Raw genomic sequence first — 21,993 nt, forward strand, 5'->3', positions numbered from 1 at the left:
GGATCGAGGCATGAGCGAACGGACGATCGCGCTGGTGACCGGCGCGAACAAGGGAATCGGGTACGAGATCGCGGCCGGCCTGGGCGCGCTCGGCTGGCGGGTGGGCGTCGGCGCACGGGACGAGCGGCGGCTCGCCGAGGCGGTGGCGAAGCTGCGCGCCGGCGGCGTGGACGCGTTCGGCGTACCGCTGGACGTCACCGACGACGCGAGCGTGGCCGCCGCCGCCCGGCTGCTGGAGACGGAGGCCGGCGGTCTGGACGTGCTCGTCAACAACGCGGGCGTGACCGGTGGCGTGCCCCAGCACCCGGGTGACGTCGACCTCGCGACCATCCGCACCGCCGTCGAGGTCAACGTGATCGGGGTGGTCCGAGTGACCGAGGCGATGCTGCCGCTGCTGCGCCGCTCGGCGTCGCCCCGGATCGTCAACATGTCCAGCGGCGTCGGCTCACTGGCCCGGCAGAGCAACTCCGAGGGCGAACATCAGACCGGGCCGCTGTCGGTGGCGTACTCGCCGTCGAAAAGCATGCTCAACGCGGTGACGATCCAGTACGCGCGGGCGCTGGCCGGCACGGGCCTCCTGATCAACGCCGCCTGCCCGGGTTTCACAGCGACCGACCTGAACGCCTTCCGCGGCGTGCGGACTCCGCAACAGGGCGCGGCGATCGCGATCCGGCTCGCGACGCTGCCCGCCGACGGGCCGACCGGCGGCTACTTCGAGGACGCGGGCGTCATCCCATGGTGAGTGCGGCGCGTCAGAACCACATCACCGGGTTGCCGGTGGCCACTGACGCCGCGCACAGCCGGCGCAACGGCTCCACGATGTAGGCGAAGTCGTCGCCCGACCGGCTCCGGGACCGCACCGCGAGCCGTTCGGGCGGCGGCTCGCCGTGCGCGCCCACCGGCGGCATCGCCAGCACCGTCCGCGTCCCGCCGGCGGTGAGCTCCACCCGGTCGCCGGGCAGCGGCCGCTGGCTGAACCGGACGGCCCGGAACAGCGTGGCGGGCGGGTCGGCGGTGTCGAGGACGAAGAAGCCGTCCGGATCGACGCCGGCCCGGTAGTCCGGACCGAGCATGAACACCCCGCGGTAGCTCTCGACGTACTGCGTCAGCACCCGGCCGGTCGCCTCGTCGATCAGCTCGACCTCGTCGGTAATCCGGGCGGTGCGCGCGAACGCGTCCAACTCGGCGAGCGCCACCGCCGCCCGGTCGGCCGGCAGCGAGCCGCCGTTGAGGTTCGGCAGCGCGGTGGCGAGCGTCGGGAAGCGCTCCTCGCCGGCAGTGCGGAGCGCCTGCTGGAACAGGCGTACGCCGGCCCAGTTGGACACGTGCTCGCTCGCCTGTTCCATGGCCTTGTGCGGGCACGCCTTCGCCAGCCAGGCGTCGAACGTGCGGTGCGCGGCCTCGTTGCCCTCCCACTGCCGCAACAGCGCGAGACAGCCGTCCTCGTCGAGGCCGACCGGTTCGACCGGGCACGGTGTGGTGAGGCCGTCCTGCCAGCACCGGCAGTACACGAACGCGTCGAGTCCCACGCCGGCACGGTACCGGGTCAGGTGATGGCGAGCAGCACGCCGTCCCCGTGCTCGGCAGCGGCGCGGTAGAAGTCGCGCAGGGCGGTGAAGTTCGGCAGCAGGTAGCCGTCGAATTCGTCGCCGCCGTCGTCCCAGATGTGGGGGTAGATCTCAGCCTCCGACATGGCCGCCGGGTCGAAGCGGGCCCGCAGCCTCGCCTCGTCCACCGCGTCGAGCCCGGCGGCCACGGCGCGCACGGCGTCGGGCATGAGCAGCCGGGCCGGGCCCATGCCGAGATCCGGGCCGATCGGGTCACCACCCAGGACGGCCGGCCCGGCGTCACCCCGGATCTCGTACGTGTCGCCGGTCAGCAGGTAGTGCAGCCCGTGCCACGCCTTGTCCAGGTCGAGCTCGTCCGGGCCACCCTGGAACAGAGTGCCGACCTTCTCCGGGTCGGCGAGCACCGCCGCGAGTTCCTCGGCGGACAGCCGGCGCGCGTTGAAGATCATGCCCATGGGTGTGCCTCTCGGGGGTGCCTGTCGAAATCAGCGGCAGCGTAGCGTGAGCGTGCGACAGGCATGGCACCATCGGCGCATGGCCACCGACACCCGGCACCTCAGCGTCCACATCGACCGGCCGGTGTCGGAGGTGTACGCCTTCGCCGCCGACCCGGCGAACCTGTCCCGCTGGGCGCCGGGCCTCGGCGGCTCGGTGGCCCGGGTCGACGGCCAGTGGTTCGTGGACACGCCCGAGGGGCGGGCGCGGCTGACGTTCGCGCCGGCCAACGAGTTCGGCGTGCTCGACCACGAGGTGCTGACACCGTCGGGCGAGACGGTGTACGTGCCGTTGCGTGCGATCGCCGACGGTGACGCCACGGAGGTGGTGTTCAGCCTGCGGCGAATGCCCGGCATGAGCGACACGGAGTTCGACAGGGACACCGCACTCGTGGAGGCCGACCTGGCCCGGCTCAAGGCCGTGCTGGAGTAGGCGCACATCGGGCGCGAAACCGGCGGCGTTCTCAGTCGCGCCACCACGAGGGCTGCGGGGTCGGGCAGTATTCGGTCTCCACGGGGAATCCGGCGTAGACGAAGAACATCCAGGCGCACAGGGCCAGCACGACGACGCTCACCACGGCGGCGACGACCGCAAGGACTGCCGCACTGGACCGCGACCAGGCCGGAGACAGGATGGCGAGGGCGATGAGCGCGACGACAGCGAATTGCCCTATCGCCAGGACGGGTGGGAAAGAAAAAAGGAAGATCCCCGCCCCGGGGCCTCCGGCGTCGCAGGTGTCCCAGACGCGGTACACCTGGAACATCTCCCACCCGGTCGCTGCGAGGGAGAGGAAAAGCGCGCCCAGCACTGCCGGCCACGCATGTCTGATCGCCAGCGAACTGCTTCCGGGGCCCGTCTCGGTTGACGTCACCGGAGTATCGCCGGGTCGAGGTCGAGTTCGTCCGGGCCGCTGTGTGCGGTGAACACCTTGCCCATGTGGTCGTCTCCAGGGGTGTCGATCGCAATTCCCGGGCAGCGTAGCGTGAGCGTCGGACGAGGTGGATGTTCGCGCGGCGGGCTGCGCCGGGGCGGGCAGCCTCCCTGGACGGTGGTGATCAGGGCAGTGCCGGCTGCGGTGGTGATGCCTCGGCCCTGGTAGGGCGGCGTGTCCTGTGGTTCCTGCCGCTCACCGACGCCGAGGCGTGGGGCCGTCGCCCTCCGGCTGCGACGACCGCGGTACGGCGAGGGCCGCTCCCCGCCGGAGCGGGAAGCGGCCCTTTTGTCAGCCGTACGCGAATCAGTTGGCGATCATGCGGCGCAGCACGTACTGCAGGATGCCGCCGTGCCGGTAGTAGTCCGCCTCACCCGGGGTGTCGATGCGGACCACGGCGTCGAACTCCACGCCGGTGTCGGTGGTGACCTTGACGGTGCGCGGGGTCTCGCCGTCGTTCAGCGCGGTGACGCCGCTGAACGAGAACGTCTCCGTGCCGGTCAGGCCCAGCGACTCGGCGGTCTCGCCGCCCGGGAACTGCAGCGGCAGCACGCCCATGCCGATCAGGTTCGAGCGGTGGATCCGCTCGTACGACTCGGCGATGACCGCCTTCACGCCCAGCAGCATGGTGCCCTTTGCGGCCCAGTCACGCGACGAGCCGGAGCCGTACTCCTTGCCGGCCAGGATGACCAGCGGGACGCCCGCCTCCTGGTACGCCATCGAGGCCTCGTAGATCGAGGTCTGCTCACCGGTCAGGTGGTTGACGGTGAAGCCGCCCTCGACACCCGGGACGAGCTGGTTGCGCAGCCGGATGTTGGCGAACGTGCCCCGGATCATCACCTCGTGGTTGCCGCGGCGGGAGCCGTACGAGTTGAACTCGTGCCGGGCCACGCCGTGCTCGGCCAGGTACTTGCCGGCGGGGGAGTCCGCCTTGATCGAGCCGGCCGGGGAGATGTGGTCGGTGGTGACCGAGTCGCCCAGCTTCGCCAGCACCCGCGCGTCGGCGATGTCCTGCACCGGGGTCGGGTCCTGCTGCATGCCCTCGAAGTACGGGGGCTTGCGCACGTACGTCGACTCGCCGTCCCAGGAGAACGTGTCACCCGTCGGGGTCGGCAGCGACTGCCAGCGCTCGTCACCGGCGAACACGTCGGCGTACGCGGCGCTGAAGCCGGTCGCGCCGATCGCCGAGGCGATGACGTCCTGGATCTCGGCGCTGTTCGGCCAGATCTCCCGCAGGTACACCGGGTTGCCCTGGGCGTCCTCGCCGATCGGCTCGTTCGCCAGGTCGATGTCCATGGTGCCGGCGAGCGCGTACGCGACCACCAGCGGCGGGGACGCCAGGTAGTTCATCTTGACGTCCGGGTTGATCCGGCCCTCGAAGTTGCGGTTGCCGGACAGCACCGACACGACCGCCAGGTCACCGTCGTTGACGGCGGCGGAGACCTCCTCCGGCAGCGGGCCGGAGTTGCCGATGCAGGTGGTGCAGCCGTAGCCGACCAGGTTGAAGCCGAGCTTGTCCAGGTACGGGGTCAGGCCGGCGCGGTCGTAGTAGTCCATGACGACCTTCGAGCCCGGCGCCAGGGTGGTCTTCACCCACGGCTTGCGGGCCAGGCCCTTCTCCACCGCGTTGCGGGCCAGCAGCGCGGCGCCGATCATCACCTGCGGGTTCGAGGTGTTGGTGCAGGAGGTGATCGCGGCGATCACCACGGCGCCGTGGTCCAGCTCGTACTCGACGCCGTCGGCGCCGGTCACGCGTACCGGATTGCTGGCGCGGCCGCCCGAACCCACCGCGGCGGTCTCCAGGTCGCGCGGCGCGTCCGCCGGGTCGTTCACGCCGTTGGCGGGGGAGTCGCTGGCCGGGAAGGACTCAGCCGACGCCTCGTCGGCCGGGCCGTCGGCGCCGAACGGCTTCTCCTGCTGCGGCACGCCCGGCTTGCGGCCCGGGTCGCCACCGGTCTCGTCGGCGGCCACGTAGTCGCTGAGCGCGGCGCGGAACAGCGTCTTGGCGCTGCCCAGCGGCACCCGGTCCTGCGGGCGCTTCGGGCCGGCCAGCGACGGCTCGATGGTGCCGAGGTCAAGCTCCAGGCGCTCGGAGTACTCCGGCTCGCGCTCCGGGTCGTGCCAGAGGCCCTGCTCCTTGGCGTACGCCTCGACCAGCGCGACCTGAGACGCGTCGCGGCCGGTCAGCTTCAGGTAGCGGACGGTCTCGGCGTCGATCGGGAAGATCGCCACGGTCGAGCCGTACTCCGGCGACATGTTGCCGATGGTGGCGCGGTTCGCAAGCGGCACGGCGCTCACGCCCGGGCCGTAGAACTCGACGAACTTGCCGACCACGCCGTGCTTGCGCAGCATCTCGGTGATGGTCAGCACCAGGTCGGTGGCGGTGGTGCCGGCCGGCATCTCGCCGGAGAGCTTGAAGCCGACGACCCGGGGGATCAGCATGCTGACCGGCTGGCCGAGCATCGCGGCCTCGGCCTCGATGCCGCCGACGCCCCAGCCCAGCACGCCCAGGCCGTTGACCATGGTGGTGTGCGAGTCGGTGCCGACGACCGTGTCCGGGTACGCCTGGCCGTTGCGCTCCATGATCGTACGGGCCAGGTACTCGATGTTGACCTGGTGCACGATGCCGGTGCCCGGCGGGACGACCTTGAACTCGTTGAACGCGGTCTGGCCCCAGCGCAGGAACTGGTAGCGCTCCTTGTTGCGCTCGTACTCCAGCTCGACGTTGCGCTCGAAGGCGTCCTCGCGGCCGAACAGGTCGGCGATGACCGAGTGGTCGATGACCAGCTCGGCCGGAGCGAGGGGGTTGACCTTGGTGGCGTCGCCGCCCAGGTCACGTACCGCCTCGCGCATGGTGGCCAGGTCGACCACGCAGGGCACGCCGGTGAAGTCCTGCATCAGCACCCGCGCCGGGGTGAACTGGATCTCCACGCTCGGGTCGGCGGTGGCGTCCCACGCGCCGAGCTGCTGGATGTGGTCGGCGGTGATGTTCGCGCCGTCCTCGGTCCGCAGCAGGTTCTCCAGCAGGATCTTCAAGCTGTAGGGCAGTCGCTCGTGGCCCTCCACCTTGTCGATCCTGAAAATCTCGTAGCTCGCGTCTCCGACGCGTAGCTGGGTCTTCGCACCGAAGGTGTCGAGGCTCGCCACGTCGTACTCCTTCACACCAGCGACCGTGAGTAGTCCTGAGCAGTTTGTCGCACCGACCGGGGCGCCGCCGTGCTTAGGCAACACTTACCTGCGTCGGTCTCTACAAAACCGTACGTCCGTCTTGCTATTCATGCAACCTCGTGCCACGCTGCGGGACGAGGAGGTGTCACCATGATCCATCACGTCCTGCTCGCCTGCCCCCGCGGCTCCGAGGATCTCTCCCGCTCCTTCTACGCCGGCCTGCTCGGCCTCACCGAGAAGCCCAAACCCCCGGCCCTCGCCGCCCGCGGCGGTTGCTGGTTCACCGGGTACGACGCCGAACTGCACCTGGGCGTCGAGGACGACTTCCGCCCGGCCCGCAAGGCCCACCCGGCGCTGGTGCGGCCCGACCTGGACGAGCTGGCCGCCCGCCTGGACGCCGCCGGCCACGCCGTGACCTGGGGCGACGAGGAGATTCCCGGCATGCGCCGGTTCCACACGCACGACCCGCACGGCAACCGCCTGGAGTTCTTGGCCCCCGCCGGGTGACCGGGCGCGGGTAGGGTCGGCGGGTGGTCGACGTACAGCACTGGCTCGCCGCCCTCCCACCGGGCCTCATCTGCCTGCTCGTGGGCGCGGTGATCGGCGTCGAGAGCATGGGCATCCCGCTGCCCGGCGAGATCGTGCTGGTCAGCGCCGCATTGCTCGCCGCCACCGGCGCCGTCGGCCCTGAATGGGTGGCCACCGCCGCGGCCACCGGCGCGATCCTCGGCGACTCCGTCGGGTACGCCGTCGGCCGGCGCGGCGGCCGTCCCCTGCTGGAACGGCTCGGCCGTCGCTTCCCGAAACACCTCGGCCCCGCACACCTGGCCCGAGCCGAGCTGAGCTTCGCCCGGCACGGCGTCTGGGCGGTGTTCTTCGGGCGGTTCGTCGCGCTGCTGCGCATCCTCGCCGGCCCGCTGGCCGGGGCGCTGCGCGTGCCGTACCGCCGGTTCCTGATCGCGAACGCCGCAGGCGGTCTGGTCTGGGCGTTCGGCACGACGTACCTGCTGTTCTACCTCGGCCGGGCCGCCGAGCACTGGCTCAAGGACATCTCCTGGGCCGGGCTGGTGCTGGCGGTGCTGGCCGGCGTGGTCAGCACTCTGTGGCTGCGCCGCCGGGCCAAGCGCCTGCAACCGATGGACGCGCCTGACACCCCCGAGCCGGTCCCCGCAGCCGACCGCTGACCCACCCCTTTTCACGCCCCCCGACCCTGCCTCCCCGGGCTCCGCGCTCTGCCTCCCCGGGCTCCGCGCTCTGCCTCGCCGGGCTCCGCGCTCTGGCCCGCCGCGCCCCGGTGATCAAGGAGTTTGGGTGCGGATCCGGCTCGCGAAGTGACCCAAACTCCTTGATCATCCGGTGCTCGGTGCTCGGTGCTCGGTCGGCGGTTTCGGCGGTGGGCGGTGCTGAGGGCGCGAAGGGTGGGACGCGGCGTGCCGGGCCGGACCGGGTGGGTCGGACTGGGCGAGCGGGAACGGCACGTTGACGATGGAGATGGAGTCGTGCGGCGGCTGGCAGACCGGGAAAGTCTGCGCTCGGCCGGGTAGGCGAGTTTGTGGGCTTCAGGCGCTCGACCACCCCGCTGATCATGAAGTTGACGGCATTTTGCGTCCGATTTGTCCCGGCTAACTTCATGATCACCGTGGCGGGGTGGGGCGTTGGGGAGATCTTGGTACGAAATGGCCCTCGGAGGGGCCATTTCGTACCAAGATCTTGAGGGTTGTCCGAGTGGCGGAACGCTAGTCCTGGGACGTGGGAGGGGTGGCGCCACGGGCGCTGATGGCCGTGGTCAGGGGGCGGTCAGCAGGTTGAGCAGCGCGTCTCGGGCGGTGCGGACGGCGGCGCGGGACTCCTCGGTGTGGTCCAGCGCGTCGAATCCGTGCTGCCCGTTCGGCACGTCCACCACGTGCAGCGGGATGCCGCGTCGCCGGGCGACCGCCGTGAACGCCTCGATGGTGGGGGCGACCTCGGGCCGTTCCCGCCCCGCCCTGGTCAGCACCAGCGTCGGCCGAACCGCCTCGTCCGTCCGCGCCGCGCCGAGACCCGAACCGCCCGAGTCCGCACCGCTGGAGTCCGAACCGCCCGAGTCCGAACCGTCGATGCCCGCACCGCTGGAGTCCGAACCGTGGGAGTTCGTACCGCCGACGCCGGAACCGTCGAGGGCGGTACCGGCGGAGTCCGCGCCGCCCGGCGTCGTGGCATCGCCGGGGTGCGCCGGGGTGGCAGCGGCGTCGCCCGTGGCGACGGGCGGGTCCAGGGCCTCGATCGGGCGGAAGCGTGCGTCGACCGGAGGCCATCCGGGCAGCGGGGCCAGCAGCGGATAGGTCGCGGCAATGCCGTGCAGCCAGCGGGGCGGGTCGCGGAGCCAGTCGCCGAGCAGCAGGCCGGCGCCGGAGAAGAACCAGAGGCCGAGCCGCTCGGCGTCGACGCGAGCATCGGCGCGGAGCAGTTCGGCGGCGGCGGCCACGCGCGCGGCGACGGCGTACAGGTCGTCCGGGCTCGTCACGGTGAGCCGGGGGATCGCGGCCAGCACGCCGCGTTCGGCGAGCAGCGCGCCGTAGCCCCGGTAGAGCGGCCAGTCGCGTGCGTCCGGCGCCTCGGGCGGGCCCGGTACGCCGTGCACGATCACGACGGCGGGATGTGGGCCGTCACCGGTGGGCACGTGCAGGTCGACGTCGCCGTGCCGTTCCACCGCGGCGGGCCGGGGATCGAGGACGAACGGGCTTTCCCAGAAGCTGGTTCCCATCACGCCGATGCTAGGAGAACCCGCCCGACCGCGCCGCCCCGTGACCGTCCCTTCAGGAGGACGACGCCTTGGCGTGCCGTTCGCGCAGCCGCTCCCGGATCTCCTCCGGGGTGTACGCCCGGCGCCGCCGTTCCGCGCGCGCCACGACCACGCCGGTCGCCGCGACGCCGGCGAGACCCGCGAGTCCGAGTACCTTCCACCACCGCATCCGTTGCCGCATCCGCATAGGGTAGTCCTCCATGAGCATCAGCCTGGACGAGGCCGTGGAGCTGACCCGTACCGGCGACCTGTGGGTGTTCCGTGGGCGCAGCGTGCCCGACCGGGCCATCCAGATCACCACGAACAGCCCGGTCAACCACGTGGGCATGGCCGTGGTGCTCGACGACATGCCGCCGCTGATGTGGCACGCCGAGCTGGGCCGTTCGCTGCCGGACATGTGGACCGGCACCCACCAGCGCGGCGTCCAGTTGCACGACCTGCGCGACGCGGTCTGCGTCTGGGGCAACCGGTACGGCCAGCGGGGCTGGCTGCGTCAGCTCGAACCGCCCGCCGATCCGGCGATGGAGGAGGCGGTGCTGCGTACCGTGGCGCGTCTGGACGGCACGCCGTTCCCGTCCACCGCGCAACTCGCCTGGCGGTGGGCCCGGGGCCGGCTGCCGCGCCCGCGCCGCCTGAGCCTCGGCGGCCTCCGGGGCAAGGCGGGCGACAGGAACCAGACCGGCATCCTGAGCAGGATCATCGACAGAGGAGAGAACGGCAGCCAGGGCAGGGCCGGCGGGACCGGTAGCCAGGGCAGGGCCGGCGATGCAGGCGCCCGAGGCGAGACCGGCGACACCAGCAGGGAGAACGCGGCGGCGCTGGAGACGGCGTACTGCGCCGAGGTGGTCGCGGTGACCTACGAGACGATGGGGCTGCTGCCCACCGGGCGGCGGCCCAACTGGTACGACCCGGGGCGGTTCTGGAGCGGCGACGACCTGGCACTCAGCGGTGGCGCGCAGCTCGGCGCCGAGATCGAGGTACGGATCCCGCCGCGCTGACCAGGTTTGCCGCCGCGCCGCGCCGGTAATCAGGAGCGTCGTGACGGCTTCCACCGACCTCGACACGCTCACCGACTTCTTCGACCGGTACGGCGTGGCGCTGACCACCGCCGACGTGCCGGCCATCGCCGGCTGCTACGCCCTGCCCGGGCTGGTGGTCGCCGACACCTACAGTTTCTCGTTCACGTCACCGGCGGCGGTGGCGCTCAGTTTCGTCGGCGCCGCCCCCGACTACCAGGAGCGGGAACTGGTGGCGGCGAACGCGCAGATCGAGGACGTGCAGCAGGTCTCGGCGCTGCTCACCGAGGTGGCGGTGCGCTGGGAGTTCCTGGACAGCCAGGGCGGCGCGGTGCCCGGCGAGCGTTACCGCTATCTGCTGCGCACCACCGAGGACGGCCCGGTGATCTGCACCGTGATCCGTACCGCCTGATCGTGGTGGCGCGGCGGCCGGCCCGCGAGGCCGGCCGCCGCGCCCACTGGCGTCAGCGGTGGTGGGCGCCGGCCCAGCGGTCGGCCTCGGGGGCCGGGTGCAGGCCGGGCTCGTGCAGGCCCTCCTCGGTGACCTGGCCGATCCGGTGGTACGTCTCGGGCCGGCTGGTGCGCAGCACCACGCCCCAGAGCAGGCCGAGCACGCCCGCCGCCACCGGAATGGCCGGCAGCAGCCACTTCAGGTAGCTCGCGGTGTCGGGCGCGAGCAGCGCGTCGAAGTTGAACAGCAGCACCAGCAGCACGGCGGTGAGCAGGACCGTGCCGAGGCCCGGGGCGATCGCCCGCTGCCACGCGTTCTCCGGGCCGGGACGGCCCCGGAAGAAGCCCACCACGGAGGCCGAGGTGAGCGTCATCAGCAGCACGACGCCCACCGCCGCCGCGCCGGACAGCCAGGTGAACAGGTCGATCACCGGGTCGCGGCCGGTCATCGCGAAGGCCAGGAACACCACGACGGCGAGCACGCTCTGCATCACCGAGCCCGCGACCGGGGCGCCGCTGCGGCTGGAGGTCGCGCCGAGGAAGCGCGGCAGGACCCGCTCGCGGCCCAGCGCGAACAGGTAACGCGCCACGCCGTTGTGGAACGACAGCAGGGCGGCGAGCACGCTGGTGATGAACAGGACGTTGGCGATGTCCGCGACGACCGCGCCGGTGTACTGGTCGAGCGCGCCGAAGATGATGCCGGGTCCCGCTTCGGCGCTGGCCGCCGGCGCGTTCTCCGGGCCGGTCAGCACGGTCAGCGCCCACGCGGAGAACGCGTAGAACAGACCGGTGAACGCCACCGCGATGTAGGTGGCCCGGGCCACGGTGCGCCGCGGGTCCTTGACCTCCTCGCTGTAGATGGCGCCGCTCTCGAAGCCGGTGAAGGAGGCGATGGTGAACGCGAGGACCGCGCCGAATCCGGCGCCGAACAGGTGGCCGGGGCTGATGCCTGCGGTGGTGACCGCGCCGCCGGCCGGGTTGGCGAAGGCGACCAGGTCGAAGATCAGCACGGCGATGCACTCGAGGATGAGCAGCACGGCCAGCACGGTGGCGTTCAGGTCGATGCGCAGGACGCCGAGCGCGCCGATGAACACCCAGGCCAGCAGCGCCCAGACCCACCAGTCGAGGCTGATGCCGGTCTTGGCGTCCATGAAGTCGCCGAGGATCGCGCCGAGCAGGCCGTAGAGGCCGATCTGAATAGCGTTGTACGCGGCCAGCGCGACCGCCGAGCCGGCCACCCCGCCGGCTCGGCCGAGGCCGTTGGCGATGTACGCGTAGAACGCGCCCGCGTTGGCGACGTACCGGCTCATCGCGGCGTAGCCGGTGGCGAAGACGGCGAGCACCGCCGCGAGGAGCACGTATCCGAGCGCGGCGCCGATGTTGCCGCTGACCGCGTACATGGTGGTGACACCACCGCCGAGAACGGTCAGCGGCGCCGATGCGGCGACGGTGAAGAAGACGAGGTGAGCGGTGCCGAGACGACCGCGGCGCAGCCCACCGTCGGAGAAGAACGGATCGGAGGACAAGGCTTCTCCAGGGGAGGGGGAGTGAGGGGGTTCTGCTGTCTACTTCGGAACAACCTGAAGCAGGGTATTGGTGATCACTGATCGTGACAAGCCCGCTTCGATATCGATTAGGGCGCGCCTGATCGACCGGAATTGAGCTGTGCGTGGTCATGCCGTACCGTCCCGTGTCGACGTTCACGGCCACCGTTCGAGGATGGACCATGACCTACCCCGGGGCGCAGGCCACCTATCGGCTTGCGGATGCGCTGTTCCTTATCGGACACGACGAGTTCACCGGCAAGCCACATGTCGCTGTCGACCGGCTGGAGTGCGGGCTGGCCGGCGCTGCGCTCGCCGAATTGATGTTCGAGGGCCGGATCGCCCTCGACGGCGGCGGAATCGCCGCTGTCGATCCGCGACTGTGGCAGGAGCCGCTGACCGATCTGCTGATCACCGAGATCCTCCGTCGCGAGGGCGCGCACCCGGCCCGGCTCTGGATCCGCTACCTGCGGACCCAGCTCAACATCAACGAACGCGTCGGCACCCGGCTGGTCACCGCCGGCGTGCTCCGCCGGGAGCAGGGCAAACTGATCGGCCGGACGGTGCGCTGGCCGGCCAACGACCCGAACCAGGCGGCCTCGCCGCGGGTCCGGCTGACCGCCATGTTGATGCACTCGTCCCCGGCCGAGCTGGACCCGGGCACGCTGCTGCTGGCAAGTCTCGCCGAGGCGGTCGGGCTGGCCGCGAACATCTTCGACCCGCAGGTCGGCGCCCGGATGCGGGACTGCCGCCGGTTCCTGCCGGGGCAGCTCGACGGACTGCTCGCCGCCGTCGTGGGCGCGCTCGACGTCAGCACCACGACGGTACGGCGTTGACGTCCCGCCCCGGGTGAGGCCGGGGCGGGACGATCCCGGTCAGGCCGGGTCGCGCCACATCGGGTAGAGGCTGGGCCCGTCCGGCAGGTCGAGCGTGGCGGGGCGGCGCCGAAACCCGAGCCGCTCGTAGAGCGCGGCGTTGCGCGGCGAACTGGCTTCCAGGTACGCGGCGGAACCGGCCTGATCCAGCTCGGCCAGCTTGTTACGCAGCAGCGCCGACCCGACGCCCCTGCCGTGATGGTCCGGGTGCACCGCGATGAAGGGCAGGTACCAGTGCGGCTCGCTCGGGTGGCGGGCGCTCATCATCTCGTCGAGCATGCCGAACCGCTTCATGGCCTCCGCGCCGATCGCGGCCTCCATCTCGGCGAACTCGTCGCCGTCCTCGGCCTCGTGGCCGTCGCCGGTGGGCAGCCAGAGCGTCGCGCCCAGCCCGTCACCCGCGACGTGGACCTCGCCGGTGCGCAGCGCCAGCGCGACGAACGGTCCGAAGAAGGCGGGATGAACCCGCGCGCGGTGGTCGTCGGCCGGGAAGACCCAGCCGCTCACCGGATCCCGCATGAACGCCTCGGCGAGAATCGCGGTCACGACGGCGGTGTCCGCCGTGGATGCCCGCCGGATGTTTCCCTGCCACTCAGTCACTGGCCAACCGTCCTACCGGCTCGACGAGCCATTGTGGTCATTGATCGGCGTGCAAGGTATCAGGTGTCCACGCCGTGCGGCAGTGCTCGATCGGGATCCTCGCCGCAGCCCGGTCCGGGTGGCTACTCTGGCCCGGACCCCCGACAGGAGGACCATGTCCCACAAGCGTCGCCCCGGCCCGCAGCCCGGGGCCGCCATGACCTCGTCCCCCTGGATCCTCGTCGCCACCGGCGTGGTCGTGATGGTGGTCCTGCTGGCGGTGGCGCTCGGTTCGGTGCGGGGCCGGAGCACGTTCCCGGCGGCCGATCCGGCCGATCCGCTGATGCCGTTGCCGTCCGTGCCGCTGACCCCCACGGCGGTCGGCGCGAGCGGGCCGTCGCCGGTCTCCTCCACCACCGCTCCGGTGATGCCGGGCCTGTCGCCCCGGTCCACGGTGCTACCCGCGGCGCCGACGCCGGCCGCGCCGACGTCCAGCCCTCGGGCCGTCGCCCGGCCGGTGCTGCCCCCGTCGCCTCCTCCACCGCCGCCGCCGTCCGCGGTGACCGGCCGGTACAGCGTGCACAGCGCCTTCGAGGGCGGCTTCATCGGTGAGGTGCTGCTCGTCAACACCGCACGCACGCACCGGGGCTGGACGGTGCGCGCGGTGTTCCCCGGGGGCCGGCTGGTGACCGCCTGGGTCGAGGGGGCCGAGCAGGGCGTGTTCGGCTTCGCCGACGGCGTGTTCACCTACCGCAGTGGATTCGACCTGGCGCCCGGGCAGTCCCTGCCGGTGCGGTTCCACATCGAGCGGGCGAGCGCCCGGCCGGCGAGCTGCACCGTCGACGGCACGCCCTGCGCCGCCCGGTAGGACCCGGCCCCGGGTAGGGGCGACGTGTCTGCTTCATCTTGCAAGGTGTCTGCTTTGTTGCGGCAGGGTTTGCAAGGTATTGCAGAATGTTTCGGCAAGGGCTAGCGTGCGGGCGAATCAGCGACCAGAGAAAGGCCGTCGATGAAACCGCCGCCGATATCCCCCAAGGCGCTGCTCGCCCTGGTCACCTCCTTCGTGCTCGCCGTCGTCGGCGTTCCGGTGGCCCTCCACCAGCTCGGCGACGGCGCCCCCGACCGCGCCGCCACCCCCGACGTCCTGGCCGCCGGCAACGCTCCCCAGTGGAACCGTGAGCCGTCCCCCGACGTGCTGCTCACGGCCGGCCGCAACACCGCCAAGGCCGAACAGTTCTACTTCGTCCTGCCGGACCGGTTCGCCAACGGCGACAAGCGCAACGACACCGGCGGCCTGACCGGCGGCCGTCTCACCACCGGCCACGACCCGACCGACAAGGGCTTCTACCACGGCGGCGACCTCAAGGGCCTGATCGACCGGATGGACTACATCCAGGGGCTCGGCACCACAGCCATCTGGCTCGCGCCGATCTTCAAGAACCGGCCCGTGCAGGGCAGCGGCGCGGACGTCTCGGCCGGCTACCACGGCTACTGGATCACCGACTTCACCCAGGTCGACCCGCACTTCGGCACCAACGCGGAGCTGAAGAAGCTGGTCGACCTCGCCCACCGGCGGGGCATCAAGGTCTACCTCGACATCATCGTGAACCACACCGCCGACGTCATCCGGTACGCCGAGGACAAGTACGGCTACGTGGACAAGAAGACCGCGCCGTACCGCGACGCGCAGGGGCGTCCCTTCGAGGACCGCAACTACGCCGACGGCACCCGGAAGTTCCCCGCCGTCAACGAGAAGTCGTTCCCGTACACGCCGACGTTCGTCACCCCGGCCGACGCGAAGGTCAAGGTGCCGGCGTGGCTGAACGACCCGACCATGTATCACAACCGCGGTGACTCCACCTTCGCCGGCGAGAACAGCGAGTACGGCGACTTCTCCCGCCTCGACGACCTGTGGACCGAGCGGCCCGAAGTGGTGCGGGGCATGACCGACATCTACGCCGAGTGGATCGGCAAGGCCGGCGTGGACGGGTTCCGCCTCGACACCGTCAAGCACTCGAACCTGGAGTTCTGGCCGCAGTTCGCCCGGGGCGTCGAGTCCGCCGCGGCCAAGGCCGGCAAGAAGGACTTCTTCATGTTCGGCGAGGTCTACAGCGCCGAACAGGAGATCCAGTCCACCTACGTGCGGCGCGGCGGTCTGCCCGCCACGCTCGACTTCTCCTTCCAGGAGGCGGCACGCGGCTACGCCGCCGCCGACGGATCGGCCAAGGCCCTCGCCGACGTGTACGCCAAGGACGACCTGTACGCCGCGCGGGACACGAACGCCAACCGGCTCACCACGTTCCTCGGCAACCACGACATGGGCCGGATCGGCTCGTTCGTCGCCGCCGGCGGCGGGGACGACGCCGCCCAGCTCACGCGCAGCCAGCTCGCCCACCAGCTCATGTTCCTCACCCGCGGCCAGCCCGTCGTGTACTCCGGCGACGAGCAGGGCTTCACCGGACCGGGCGGAGACAAGGACGCCCGGCAGGACATGTTCGCCTCGCGGACCGCCGACTACCTCGACGACGACCTGATCGGCACCACCCGCACGCACGCCGCCGACCAGTACGACACCCGCCACCCGCTCTACCGGACCATCGCCGAGCTGGGCAGCCTGCGGGCCGCGCACCCGGCGCTGCGCGACGGCGTCCAGGTCACCCGGCACGCCGCCGACGGCCCCGGCGTCTTCGCGTTCTCCCGCGTCCTGCCCGCCGACCGGATCGAGTACGTGGCGGCGGTGAACAACGCCGCGACCCCGCAGACTGTCTCGGTGGACACCTGGTCGGCCGGCGCCCGCTTCACCGGCGTGTACGGCGGCGCCGCCACCGCGACGGCCGCCGCCGACGGCAAGCTGAGCCTCACCGTGCCGGCGATGTCGGCGGTGGTGCTCAAGGCCGACCGGGCGATCCCGCACCCCGGAGCCGCCCCGAAGATCACGATCACCGAGCCGGGTGACACGCCCGCCCCCGGCAAGGCCACCGTCACCGCCCAGGTCACCGGCGACCCGCTCGCCACCGTCACGTTCGCCGCCCGGGTCGCCGGGGGCAAGTGGACGCTGCTCGGCAGCGCGCACCGCGCCCCGTACACCGTGCACCACGACCTGACCGGCCTGCCCGGCGGCACGAAGATCGAGTACAAGGCAGTGGTCCGTGACGGCAAGGGCCGCACCGCCACCGCCCGCGCCACCGGCACCGTCGGCACCCCGGACCGGGGCGAGTCGCGGGACTGGGCGATCGTGCACTACAAGCGACCGGCCGGCGGGTACGACGACTGGCGGCTCTACGCCTGGGGTGACATCGACCCGGCGTACGTCACCGAATGGCCCGCCGGGCAGCCGTTCGCCGGCGAGGACTCGTACGGCAGGTTCGCCTGGGTGAAGCTCAAGCCGGGCGCGAAGTCGGTCGGCTTCGTCGTGGTCGACTCCGACGGCAACAAGGACGTCGCGGCCGACCGCTTCGTCGACGTGACCCGCACCGGGGAGGTCTGGGTCAAGCAGGGCGATCCGGAGGTCTACCCGACGCGGCAGGCCGCCACCGGCGAACCCGATCCGCCGGTCGCGCAGGACACGGCGCTGATCCACTGGCGCAAGGCCGACGGCAACTACGACGGCTGGGGTCTGCACCTGTGGGACGGCGCGGCCAGTCCGACCGACTGGGCCACGCCGCTCAAGCCGGAGAAGACCGACGCCTTCGGTGCGGTGTTCCGGGTGCCGCTGACCGCCGGCGCGACCGGGTTGAGCTACATCGTGCACAAGGGGGACGAGAAGGACCACCCCGAGGACCAGCGGCTCGACTTCGCCACCGCCGGGCGCGAGGTGTGGCTGCTCGCGGGCGTCAAGGGCCGGCTGCTGCCGACCACCACGTCCGACGCCGCGACCGACATCGACATCACCCGGCAGAAGGCGAACTGGATCGACAGGTCCACGCTCGCCTGGGCCACCGGCCCGACCGACGGCAGGCGGTACGCGCTCGCCGTCGCCCCGGCCGGTGGGATCGGTGTCGCCGACGGCGAGCTGACCGGCACGTACACCGAGTTGCCGCTGCGGGCGCAGCCCAACGGGCTGACCGAGGCGCAACGGCAGGCGTACCCCCATCTCTGGGACCGTCGCGCCTTCACGCTCGCGCGCGGCGACCTGGCCAAGGTGCCGGCGGCGCTGCGCGGGCAGCTCGTGGTGACCGAGCGGGACGCCGCGGGCGCCCTGCTCGCCGCCACCGGCGTGCAGATCCCCGGGGTGCTCGACGACGTCTACGCCGCCGCGACCGGGGCGAAGCTCGGCCCGACGTTCGCCGGGCGGGTGCCCACGCTGGCCGTCTGGGCGCCGACCGCGCGGACGGTGTCGCTGGAGCTGTTCGACTCGCCCACCGCCAAGCCGACCACAGTGTCGATGCGACGCGACGACCGCACCGGCGTCTGGTCGGTACGCGGCACGAAGGCGTGGAACGGCCGCTACTACCGCTACGCGGTGCAGGCGTGGCAGCCGGCCACGCAGAAGATGGTCACCGCGTCGGTGACCGACCCGTACTCGGTGGCGCTCGCGCCGAACTCCACGCACAGCCAGATCGTCGACCTGACCGACCCGGCGCTCGCGCCGGCCGGCTGGGCGAACCTGCGCAAGCCGGCCGCCCCGCCGGCGTCGAAGGCCCAGATCTCCGAGCTGTCGGTGCGGGACTTCTCCGTCGCCGACAGCACGGTCCCGGCCGAGCGGCGGGGCACCTACCTGGCGTTCACCGACCCGCAGACGGCGGGCATGAAGCACCTGCGGGCGCTCGGCGACGCCGGGGTCAACTACCTGCACCTGCTGCCGGCCTTCGACTTCGCCACCATCCCGGAGAAGCGGGCCGACCAGGCCAAGCCGGCCTGCGACCTGGCCGCGCTGCCGCCGGACTCCGACCAGCAGCAGAAGTGCGTCGCGGCGGTCGCCGACACCGACGGCTACAACTGGGGGTACGACCCGCTGCACTACACGGTGCCCGAGGGCGGGTACGCCACCGACCCGAACGGCGCCAAGCGCACCACCGAGTTCCGGCAGATGGTCGCCGGGGTGAACAAGGCCGGCCTGCGGGTGGTCATGGACGTGGTCTACAACCACACCTCGGCCGCCGGCGCCGACCCGAAGTCGGTGCTCGACCAGGTGGTGCCGGGCTACTACCACCGGCTCCTGGACGACGGGTCGGTGGCCAACTCGACCTGCTGCGCCAACACCGCCCCGGAGCACGCCATGATGGGCAAGCTCGTGGTGGAGTCGATCGTCACCTGGGCCAAGGCGTACAAGGTCGACGGCTTCCGGTTCGACCTGATGGGCCACCACCCGAAGGCGAACATCCTCGCCGTACGCGCCGCGCTGGACAAGCTCACGCTCGCCCGCGACGGCGTGGACGGCCGGAAGATCCTGCTGTACGGCGAGGGCTGGAACTTCGGCGAGGTCGCCGACGACGCCCGGTTCACGCAGGCCACCCAGGCCAACATGGCCGGCACCGGCATCGGCACGTTCAACGACCGGCTCCGTGACGCGGTACGCGGCGGCGGCCCGTTCGACGCCAACCCGCGGGCGCAGGGCTTCGCCTCCGGCCTGTACACCGACCCGAACGGCGACGAGGTGAACGGCACGGCGGCCGAGCAGCGGGCCCGGCTGCTGCACCAGCACGACCTCATCAAGGTCGGGCTGACCGGGAACCTGCGCGACTACCGGTTCACCGACTCCTCCGGGAAGCGGGTCACCGGTGCGCAGGTCGACTACAAGGGCGCGCCGGCCGGATACACGGCCGCGCCGGGCGAGGCGGTCACCTACGTCGACGCGCACGACAACGAGATCCTGTACGACGCGCTGGCGTACAAGCTGCCGCAGGCGACCTCGGCGCAGGACCGCGCCCGCATGCAGGTGCTCGCGCTGTCGACCACCGCGCTCGGGCAGGGCGCCGGTTTCGTCACCACCGGTTCGGAGCGGCTGCGCTCGAAGTCGCTGGACCGCAACTCGTACAACTCGGGGGACTGGTTCAACCAGATCCGCTGGGACTGCGCCCAGGGCAACGGGTTCGGCGCCGGCCTGCCGCCGGAGCAGGACAACCGTGACAAGTGGTCGTACGCGAAGCCGTTGCTGGCCGATCCGAAGCTGGTGCCGGACTGCGCGGCGGTCGAGCTGGCCGACGCCCGGTACGCGGAGCTGCTGCGCGTGCGCCGGTCCTCGCCGGTGTTCGGGCTCAGCACCGCCGAGCAGGTGCAGAAGCGGGTGGCGTTCCCGCTGTCCGGCACGAAGGAGACGCCGGGCGTGCTCACCATGACCCTCGACGCGCGAGGGCTGGACGGGAAGTGGAAGTCGGTGACGGTCGTCTTCAACGCCACTCCGGAGACGGCGAAGCAGACGGTCGCCGGGCTGCGCGGGGCGAACGTGGCGCTGCATCCGGTGCTGCGGAACTCGGCCGACCCGGCGCTGCGTACCGCGTCGTTCGACCGGGCCGCCGGCACGTTCACAGTGCCCGCGCGCAGCGTGGCGGTGTTCGTCCAGAGCTGACCGGCGCGGCCGACCGGCCCCCTGCCACGTCACGTGGCAGGGGGCCGGTCGCGTACCCCGGGACCGTCAGGTCAGTTGAAGCAGTCCTCGACGGTGTTGGCGCAGTTGGTGGGGTCGTTGTTGCTGATGAGGGACTGGTCGTCGAGCTTGACGCGTCCTTCGTTGTTGAGGACGCCGCCGGCGACCCGGTGGAGCTTGCTGGAGTCGGTGGCGGTGTTCTTGGTGACGTGGGTCTTGGTGAGGGTGATCTTGGCCTTGTTGTTGAAGATGCCGCCGCCGTTGAGGGCGGTGTTGGCCTTGATCTCGGTGTCGCGGATGGTGAGGGTGGCGTTGTCGTCCTTGTCGTGCTCGCGGGTGAGGAAGCCGTCCTCGATCTTGATGAGCCACTCACCGTTGTAGATGCCGCCGCCGAAGCGGTTGGCGGTGTTGTCGACGATCTTGCTGTCGGCGATCGTGGCGCTGGCGTGCTCCTTGTTGTTCGGGTAGCCCCAGTGCTTGCCGCCGGTGACCACCACGCCGCCGCCGTTGCCGTCGGCGTGGTTCTTGGCCACGTGCACCTTGTCCAGGTCGAGGTCCGTGTTCTCGGCGTAGACGCCGCCACCGTTCTCGCAGGCGGTGTTGCCCGTGATCGCGGTGAAGGAGACCGTGACGGTGCCGCCGCTGCTGAACAGGCCGCCGCCGTTCTTGCCGGCGCGGTTGTCCGACAGGCTGGACTTGACGCCGTCCTTGCCGTGGTCGGAACCGAAGATCTCGACGATCCCGGCCTCGTGGTGCTTGCCCTTCGGGTCGTAGCCCTTCGGCGCGGCCGAGGCAGCCGGGCCGTGCTGGCCGGACATGCCGCTGCCGTTGGCGATGCCGCCGCCGTTGCCGCCGGCGGTGTTGTCGTCGACGTGGGTTTCCTCGACCTTGAGGATGCCCTCGTTGAAGATGCCGCCGCCGTCGCCCTGGGCGTGGTTGCTGACGACCTTGCTCTCCTTGAGCCAGGTGCGGCCGTAGTTGGCCACGGCGCCGCCGTCGCCCTCGGCGTTGTTGTCGACGAGCTTGACGTTGTCCAGGTAGGCGCTGCCGCCGCGCTCGACGAGCAGCGCGCCGCCGTCACCCTCGACCCGCTTGTCGTCGTCCTTGCCGCCGTTCATGCCGTCGACGACGGGCGTGGCAGCGGCTGCGGTGGTCGCCGCGGCCGGGGCCGCGACAGCCGGGGCGGCCGGGGCGGCGGCCGGAGCGGCGGCCGGCGGCTGGCCGCCGCCGGGAGCCCCGCCACCCGGGTACTTGAACTCGTTGGCGTTTCCGCCCTTGACGGTGAGGTCCTTGAGGGTGAGGTCGCCGCCGTCGCGGACGCGGAAGATGCGGAAGGTGTCTTCGGCGTCGCGCTTGATGGTGGAGCCGTTGCCCTTGATGGTGACGTCCTGCTTGATCTCGGGCAGGGCGGAGCCGAACTTGCGGTCCTTGACGCCGAGTTCGTAGGTGCAGTTCTCGGCGAGCTTCAGGGTGCCGCCGTGGTCGCGGTTGGCCAGTTCGAGGGCGTCGATGAGGGCGTCGTCGTCGCAGGCGACCTCGCGGGTCTTGCCGTGGTCGTCCTTGCCGTCCTTGCCCCAGTCGCCCTTGTCCGGGCCCCACTCGCCCTTGTCGCGGCCTTCCTGGCCACGGTCCTTGCCGTCCTTGCCGTACCCGTCCTTGTCGTGCCCGTCCTTGCCGTACTCGTCCTTGTCGTAGCCGTCGCGGCCGTACTTGTCCTCGGCGCCCTTGTCGCCGTGGTCGCCGTCGCTGAGCTGCTGCGTGGTCGACCACTTGACGTCGGCGAGCCGGTGCGGGCCGGTGGCCCCGGTGGTCGCATAGGCCACGCCGGCGAGGCTGACCGCTCCGGTCAGGCCCACGACGCCGGTGGCGAGCCACATCCGGCGACGCCGGAGCGGGGAGATGGTCTTGCTGGTGTCGCCATTGTTATTGCGAAGGTAGTTGGACATCGGAGCTCTCTGCCCTCTCCTTGTACCTGACAAGGTCGCTTCGCCCTGGCGAGGCGGCCTTCGCTACAAATCGGTTGTAGCTGCTGAGAACGACCGTATGAGAACCTTCTTCG

The 21,993-nt window shown here is 71.4% G+C and carries 18 protein-coding genes; 9 read left to right on the forward strand and 9 right to left on the reverse strand.

Annotation, left to right across the window (positions count from 1 at the left end):
* Positions 1–10: 10 nt before the first annotated feature.
* Positions 11–742 (forward strand): SDR family oxidoreductase, encoded by a 732-nt coding sequence (locus tag ACSDG8_RS27160; protein ID WP_210895073.1) that lies wholly within the window; start codon positions 11–13, stop codon positions 740–742.
* Positions 743–752: 10 nt separating this feature from the next.
* On the opposite strand, the gene ACSDG8_RS27165 is transcribed toward ACSDG8_RS27160, so the two are convergent.
* Positions 753–1,529 (reverse strand): hypothetical protein, encoded by a 777-nt coding sequence (locus tag ACSDG8_RS27165; RefSeq protein WP_210895074.1) that lies wholly within the window; start codon positions 1,527–1,529, stop codon positions 753–755.
* A 17-nt stretch (positions 1,530–1,546) separates the two neighbouring features.
* On the reverse strand, positions 1,547–2,017 hold the full coding sequence (locus ACSDG8_RS27170; RefSeq protein ID WP_247688012.1) for a YfbM family protein: 471 nt from the start codon (positions 2,015–2,017) through the stop codon (positions 1,547–1,549).
* A gap of 85 nt (positions 2,018–2,102) precedes the next feature.
* On the opposite strand from ACSDG8_RS27170, the gene ACSDG8_RS27175 reads away from it, so the two are divergent.
* A complete protein-coding gene (locus tag ACSDG8_RS27175; protein WP_210895076.1) occupies positions 2,103–2,495 on the forward strand; it encodes an SRPBCC family protein in 393 nt (130 codons plus the stop codon).
* Between the two features lie 31 nt (positions 2,496–2,526).
* On the opposite strand, the gene ACSDG8_RS27180 is transcribed toward ACSDG8_RS27175, so the two are convergent.
* Both ACSDG8_RS27180 and ACSDG8_RS27185 read right to left on the reverse strand, forming a co-directional pair.
* Positions 2,527–2,934 carry a hypothetical protein gene (locus ACSDG8_RS27180; RefSeq protein ID WP_210895077.1) on the reverse strand — a complete coding sequence of 136 codons (408 nt, stop codon included), beginning with the start codon at positions 2,932–2,934 and terminating at the stop codon, positions 2,527–2,529.
* A 366-nt stretch (positions 2,935–3,300) separates the two neighbouring features.
* Positions 3,301–6,156, reverse strand: a complete 2,856-nt coding sequence (locus tag ACSDG8_RS27185) for an aconitate hydratase (RefSeq protein WP_439427334.1) — start codon at positions 6,154–6,156, stop codon at positions 3,301–3,303.
* A gap of 156 nt (positions 6,157–6,312) precedes the next feature.
* Here ACSDG8_RS27185 and ACSDG8_RS27190 point away from each other — a divergent pair, with 156 nt between their 5' ends.
* Positions 6,313–6,669 carry a glyoxalase gene (locus ACSDG8_RS27190; protein WP_210895079.1) on the forward strand — a complete coding sequence of 119 codons (357 nt, stop codon included), beginning with the start codon at positions 6,313–6,315 and terminating at the stop codon, positions 6,667–6,669.
* A 23-nt stretch (positions 6,670–6,692) separates the two neighbouring features.
* A complete protein-coding gene (locus ACSDG8_RS27195) occupies positions 6,693–7,346 on the forward strand; it encodes a DedA family protein (RefSeq protein ID WP_210895080.1) in 654 nt (217 codons plus the stop codon).
* 602 nt (positions 7,347–7,948) lie between these two features.
* Here the strand turns inward: ACSDG8_RS27195 and ACSDG8_RS27200 are convergent.
* Positions 7,949–8,905, reverse strand: coding sequence for a hypothetical protein (locus ACSDG8_RS27200; RefSeq protein ID WP_439427335.1), 957 nt, complete (start codon positions 8,903–8,905; stop codon positions 7,949–7,951).
* A 52-nt stretch (positions 8,906–8,957) separates the two neighbouring features.
* The gene (locus ACSDG8_RS27205) at positions 8,958–9,146 is read right to left on the reverse strand and encodes a hypothetical protein (protein ID WP_145751969.1); all 189 of its coding nucleotides are present in this window, start codon (positions 9,144–9,146) and stop codon (positions 8,958–8,960) included.
* Here ACSDG8_RS27205 and ACSDG8_RS27210 point away from each other — a divergent pair.
* On the forward strand, positions 9,145–9,942 hold the full coding sequence (locus ACSDG8_RS27210; RefSeq protein WP_210895081.1) for a hypothetical protein: 798 nt from the start codon (positions 9,145–9,147) through the stop codon (positions 9,940–9,942). The genes ACSDG8_RS27205 and ACSDG8_RS27210 overlap by 2 nt on opposite strands.
* Positions 9,943–9,982: 40 nt before the next feature.
* Positions 9,983–10,372 carry a hypothetical protein gene (locus ACSDG8_RS27215; protein WP_064445336.1) on the forward strand — a complete coding sequence of 130 codons (390 nt, stop codon included), beginning with the start codon at positions 9,983–9,985 and terminating at the stop codon, positions 10,370–10,372.
* A gap of 52 nt (positions 10,373–10,424) precedes the next feature.
* Here ACSDG8_RS27215 and ACSDG8_RS27220 read toward each other — a convergent pair whose 3' ends face one another.
* Complete coding sequence (locus tag ACSDG8_RS27220) at positions 10,425–11,936, reverse strand: APC family permease (RefSeq protein ID WP_210942490.1); 1,512 nt, start codon at positions 11,934–11,936, stop codon at positions 10,425–10,427.
* Positions 11,937–12,136: 200 nt separating this feature from the next.
* Between ACSDG8_RS27220 and ACSDG8_RS27225 the strand changes: the two genes are divergently transcribed.
* Positions 12,137–12,790, forward strand: a complete 654-nt coding sequence (locus ACSDG8_RS27225; RefSeq protein ID WP_174536467.1) for a GOLPH3/VPS74 family protein — start codon at positions 12,137–12,139, stop codon at positions 12,788–12,790.
* A gap of 39 nt (positions 12,791–12,829) precedes the next feature.
* Here ACSDG8_RS27225 and ACSDG8_RS27230 read toward each other — a convergent pair whose 3' ends face one another.
* Complete coding sequence (locus ACSDG8_RS27230; RefSeq protein ID WP_307856111.1) at positions 12,830–13,375, reverse strand: GNAT family N-acetyltransferase; 546 nt, start codon at positions 13,373–13,375, stop codon at positions 12,830–12,832.
* A gap of 208 nt (positions 13,376–13,583) precedes the next feature.
* Between ACSDG8_RS27230 and ACSDG8_RS27235 the strand changes: the two genes are divergently transcribed.
* The gene (locus ACSDG8_RS27235; protein ID WP_210895084.1) at positions 13,584–14,276 is read left to right on the forward strand and encodes a cellulose binding domain-containing protein; all 693 of its coding nucleotides are present in this window, start codon (positions 13,584–13,586) and stop codon (positions 14,274–14,276) included.
* A gap of 141 nt (positions 14,277–14,417) precedes the next feature.
* Positions 14,418–19,916: a pullulanase-type alpha-1,6-glucosidase gene (gene pulA, locus ACSDG8_RS27240; protein WP_210895085.1), complete on the forward strand. Its 5,499-nt coding sequence runs from the start codon at positions 14,418–14,420 to the stop codon at positions 19,914–19,916.
* A gap of 71 nt (positions 19,917–19,987) precedes the next feature.
* On the opposite strand, the gene ACSDG8_RS27245 is transcribed toward pulA, so the two are convergent.
* On the reverse strand, positions 19,988–21,880 hold the full coding sequence (locus tag ACSDG8_RS27245; protein WP_210895086.1) for a hypothetical protein: 1,893 nt from the start codon (positions 21,878–21,880) through the stop codon (positions 19,988–19,990).
* Between the last annotated feature and the right edge of the window lie 113 nt (positions 21,881–21,993).

It is taken from the genome of Micromonospora sp. LA-10 (assembly GCF_051853095.1).
GTDB classification, from domain to species: Bacteria; Actinomycetota; Actinomycetes; order Mycobacteriales; family Micromonosporaceae; genus Micromonospora; species Micromonospora echinospora_A.

Bases quoted from the DNA above. Each gene is read 5' to 3' on its own strand.
- ACSDG8_RS27225 (WP_174536467.1), top strand. From the start codon at position 12,137: ATGACCTACCCCGGGGCGCAGGCCACCTATCGGCTTGCGGATGCGCTG.
- ACSDG8_RS27210 (WP_210895081.1), top strand. From the start codon at position 9,145: ATGAGCATCAGCCTGGACGAGGCCGTGGAGCTGACCCGTACCGGCGAC.
- pulA (WP_210895085.1), top strand. From the start codon at position 14,418: ATGAAACCGCCGCCGATATCCCCCAAGGCGCTGCTCGCCCTGGTCACC.
- ACSDG8_RS27235 (WP_210895084.1), top strand. From the start codon at position 13,584: ATGTCCCACAAGCGTCGCCCCGGCCCGCAGCCCGGGGCCGCCATGACC.
- ACSDG8_RS27160 (WP_210895073.1), top strand. From the start codon at position 11: ATGAGCGAACGGACGATCGCGCTGGTGACCGGCGCGAACAAGGGAATC.
- ACSDG8_RS27205 (WP_145751969.1), bottom strand. From the start codon at position 9,146: ATGGAGGACTACCCTATGCGGATGCGGCAACGGATGCGGTGGTGGAAG.
- ACSDG8_RS27170 (WP_247688012.1), bottom strand. From the start codon at position 2,017: ATGATCTTCAACGCGCGCCGGCTGTCCGCCGAGGAACTCGCGGCGGTG.
- ACSDG8_RS27190 (WP_210895079.1), top strand. From the start codon at position 6,313: ATGATCCATCACGTCCTGCTCGCCTGCCCCCGCGGCTCCGAGGATCTC.
- ACSDG8_RS27200 (WP_439427335.1), bottom strand. From the start codon at position 8,905: ATGGGAACCAGCTTCTGGGAAAGCCCGTTCGTCCTCGATCCCCGGCCC.
- ACSDG8_RS27175 (WP_210895076.1), top strand. From the start codon at position 2,103: ATGGCCACCGACACCCGGCACCTCAGCGTCCACATCGACCGGCCGGTG.
- ACSDG8_RS27245 (WP_210895086.1), bottom strand. From the start codon at position 21,880: ATGTCCAACTACCTTCGCAATAACAATGGCGACACCAGCAAGACCATC.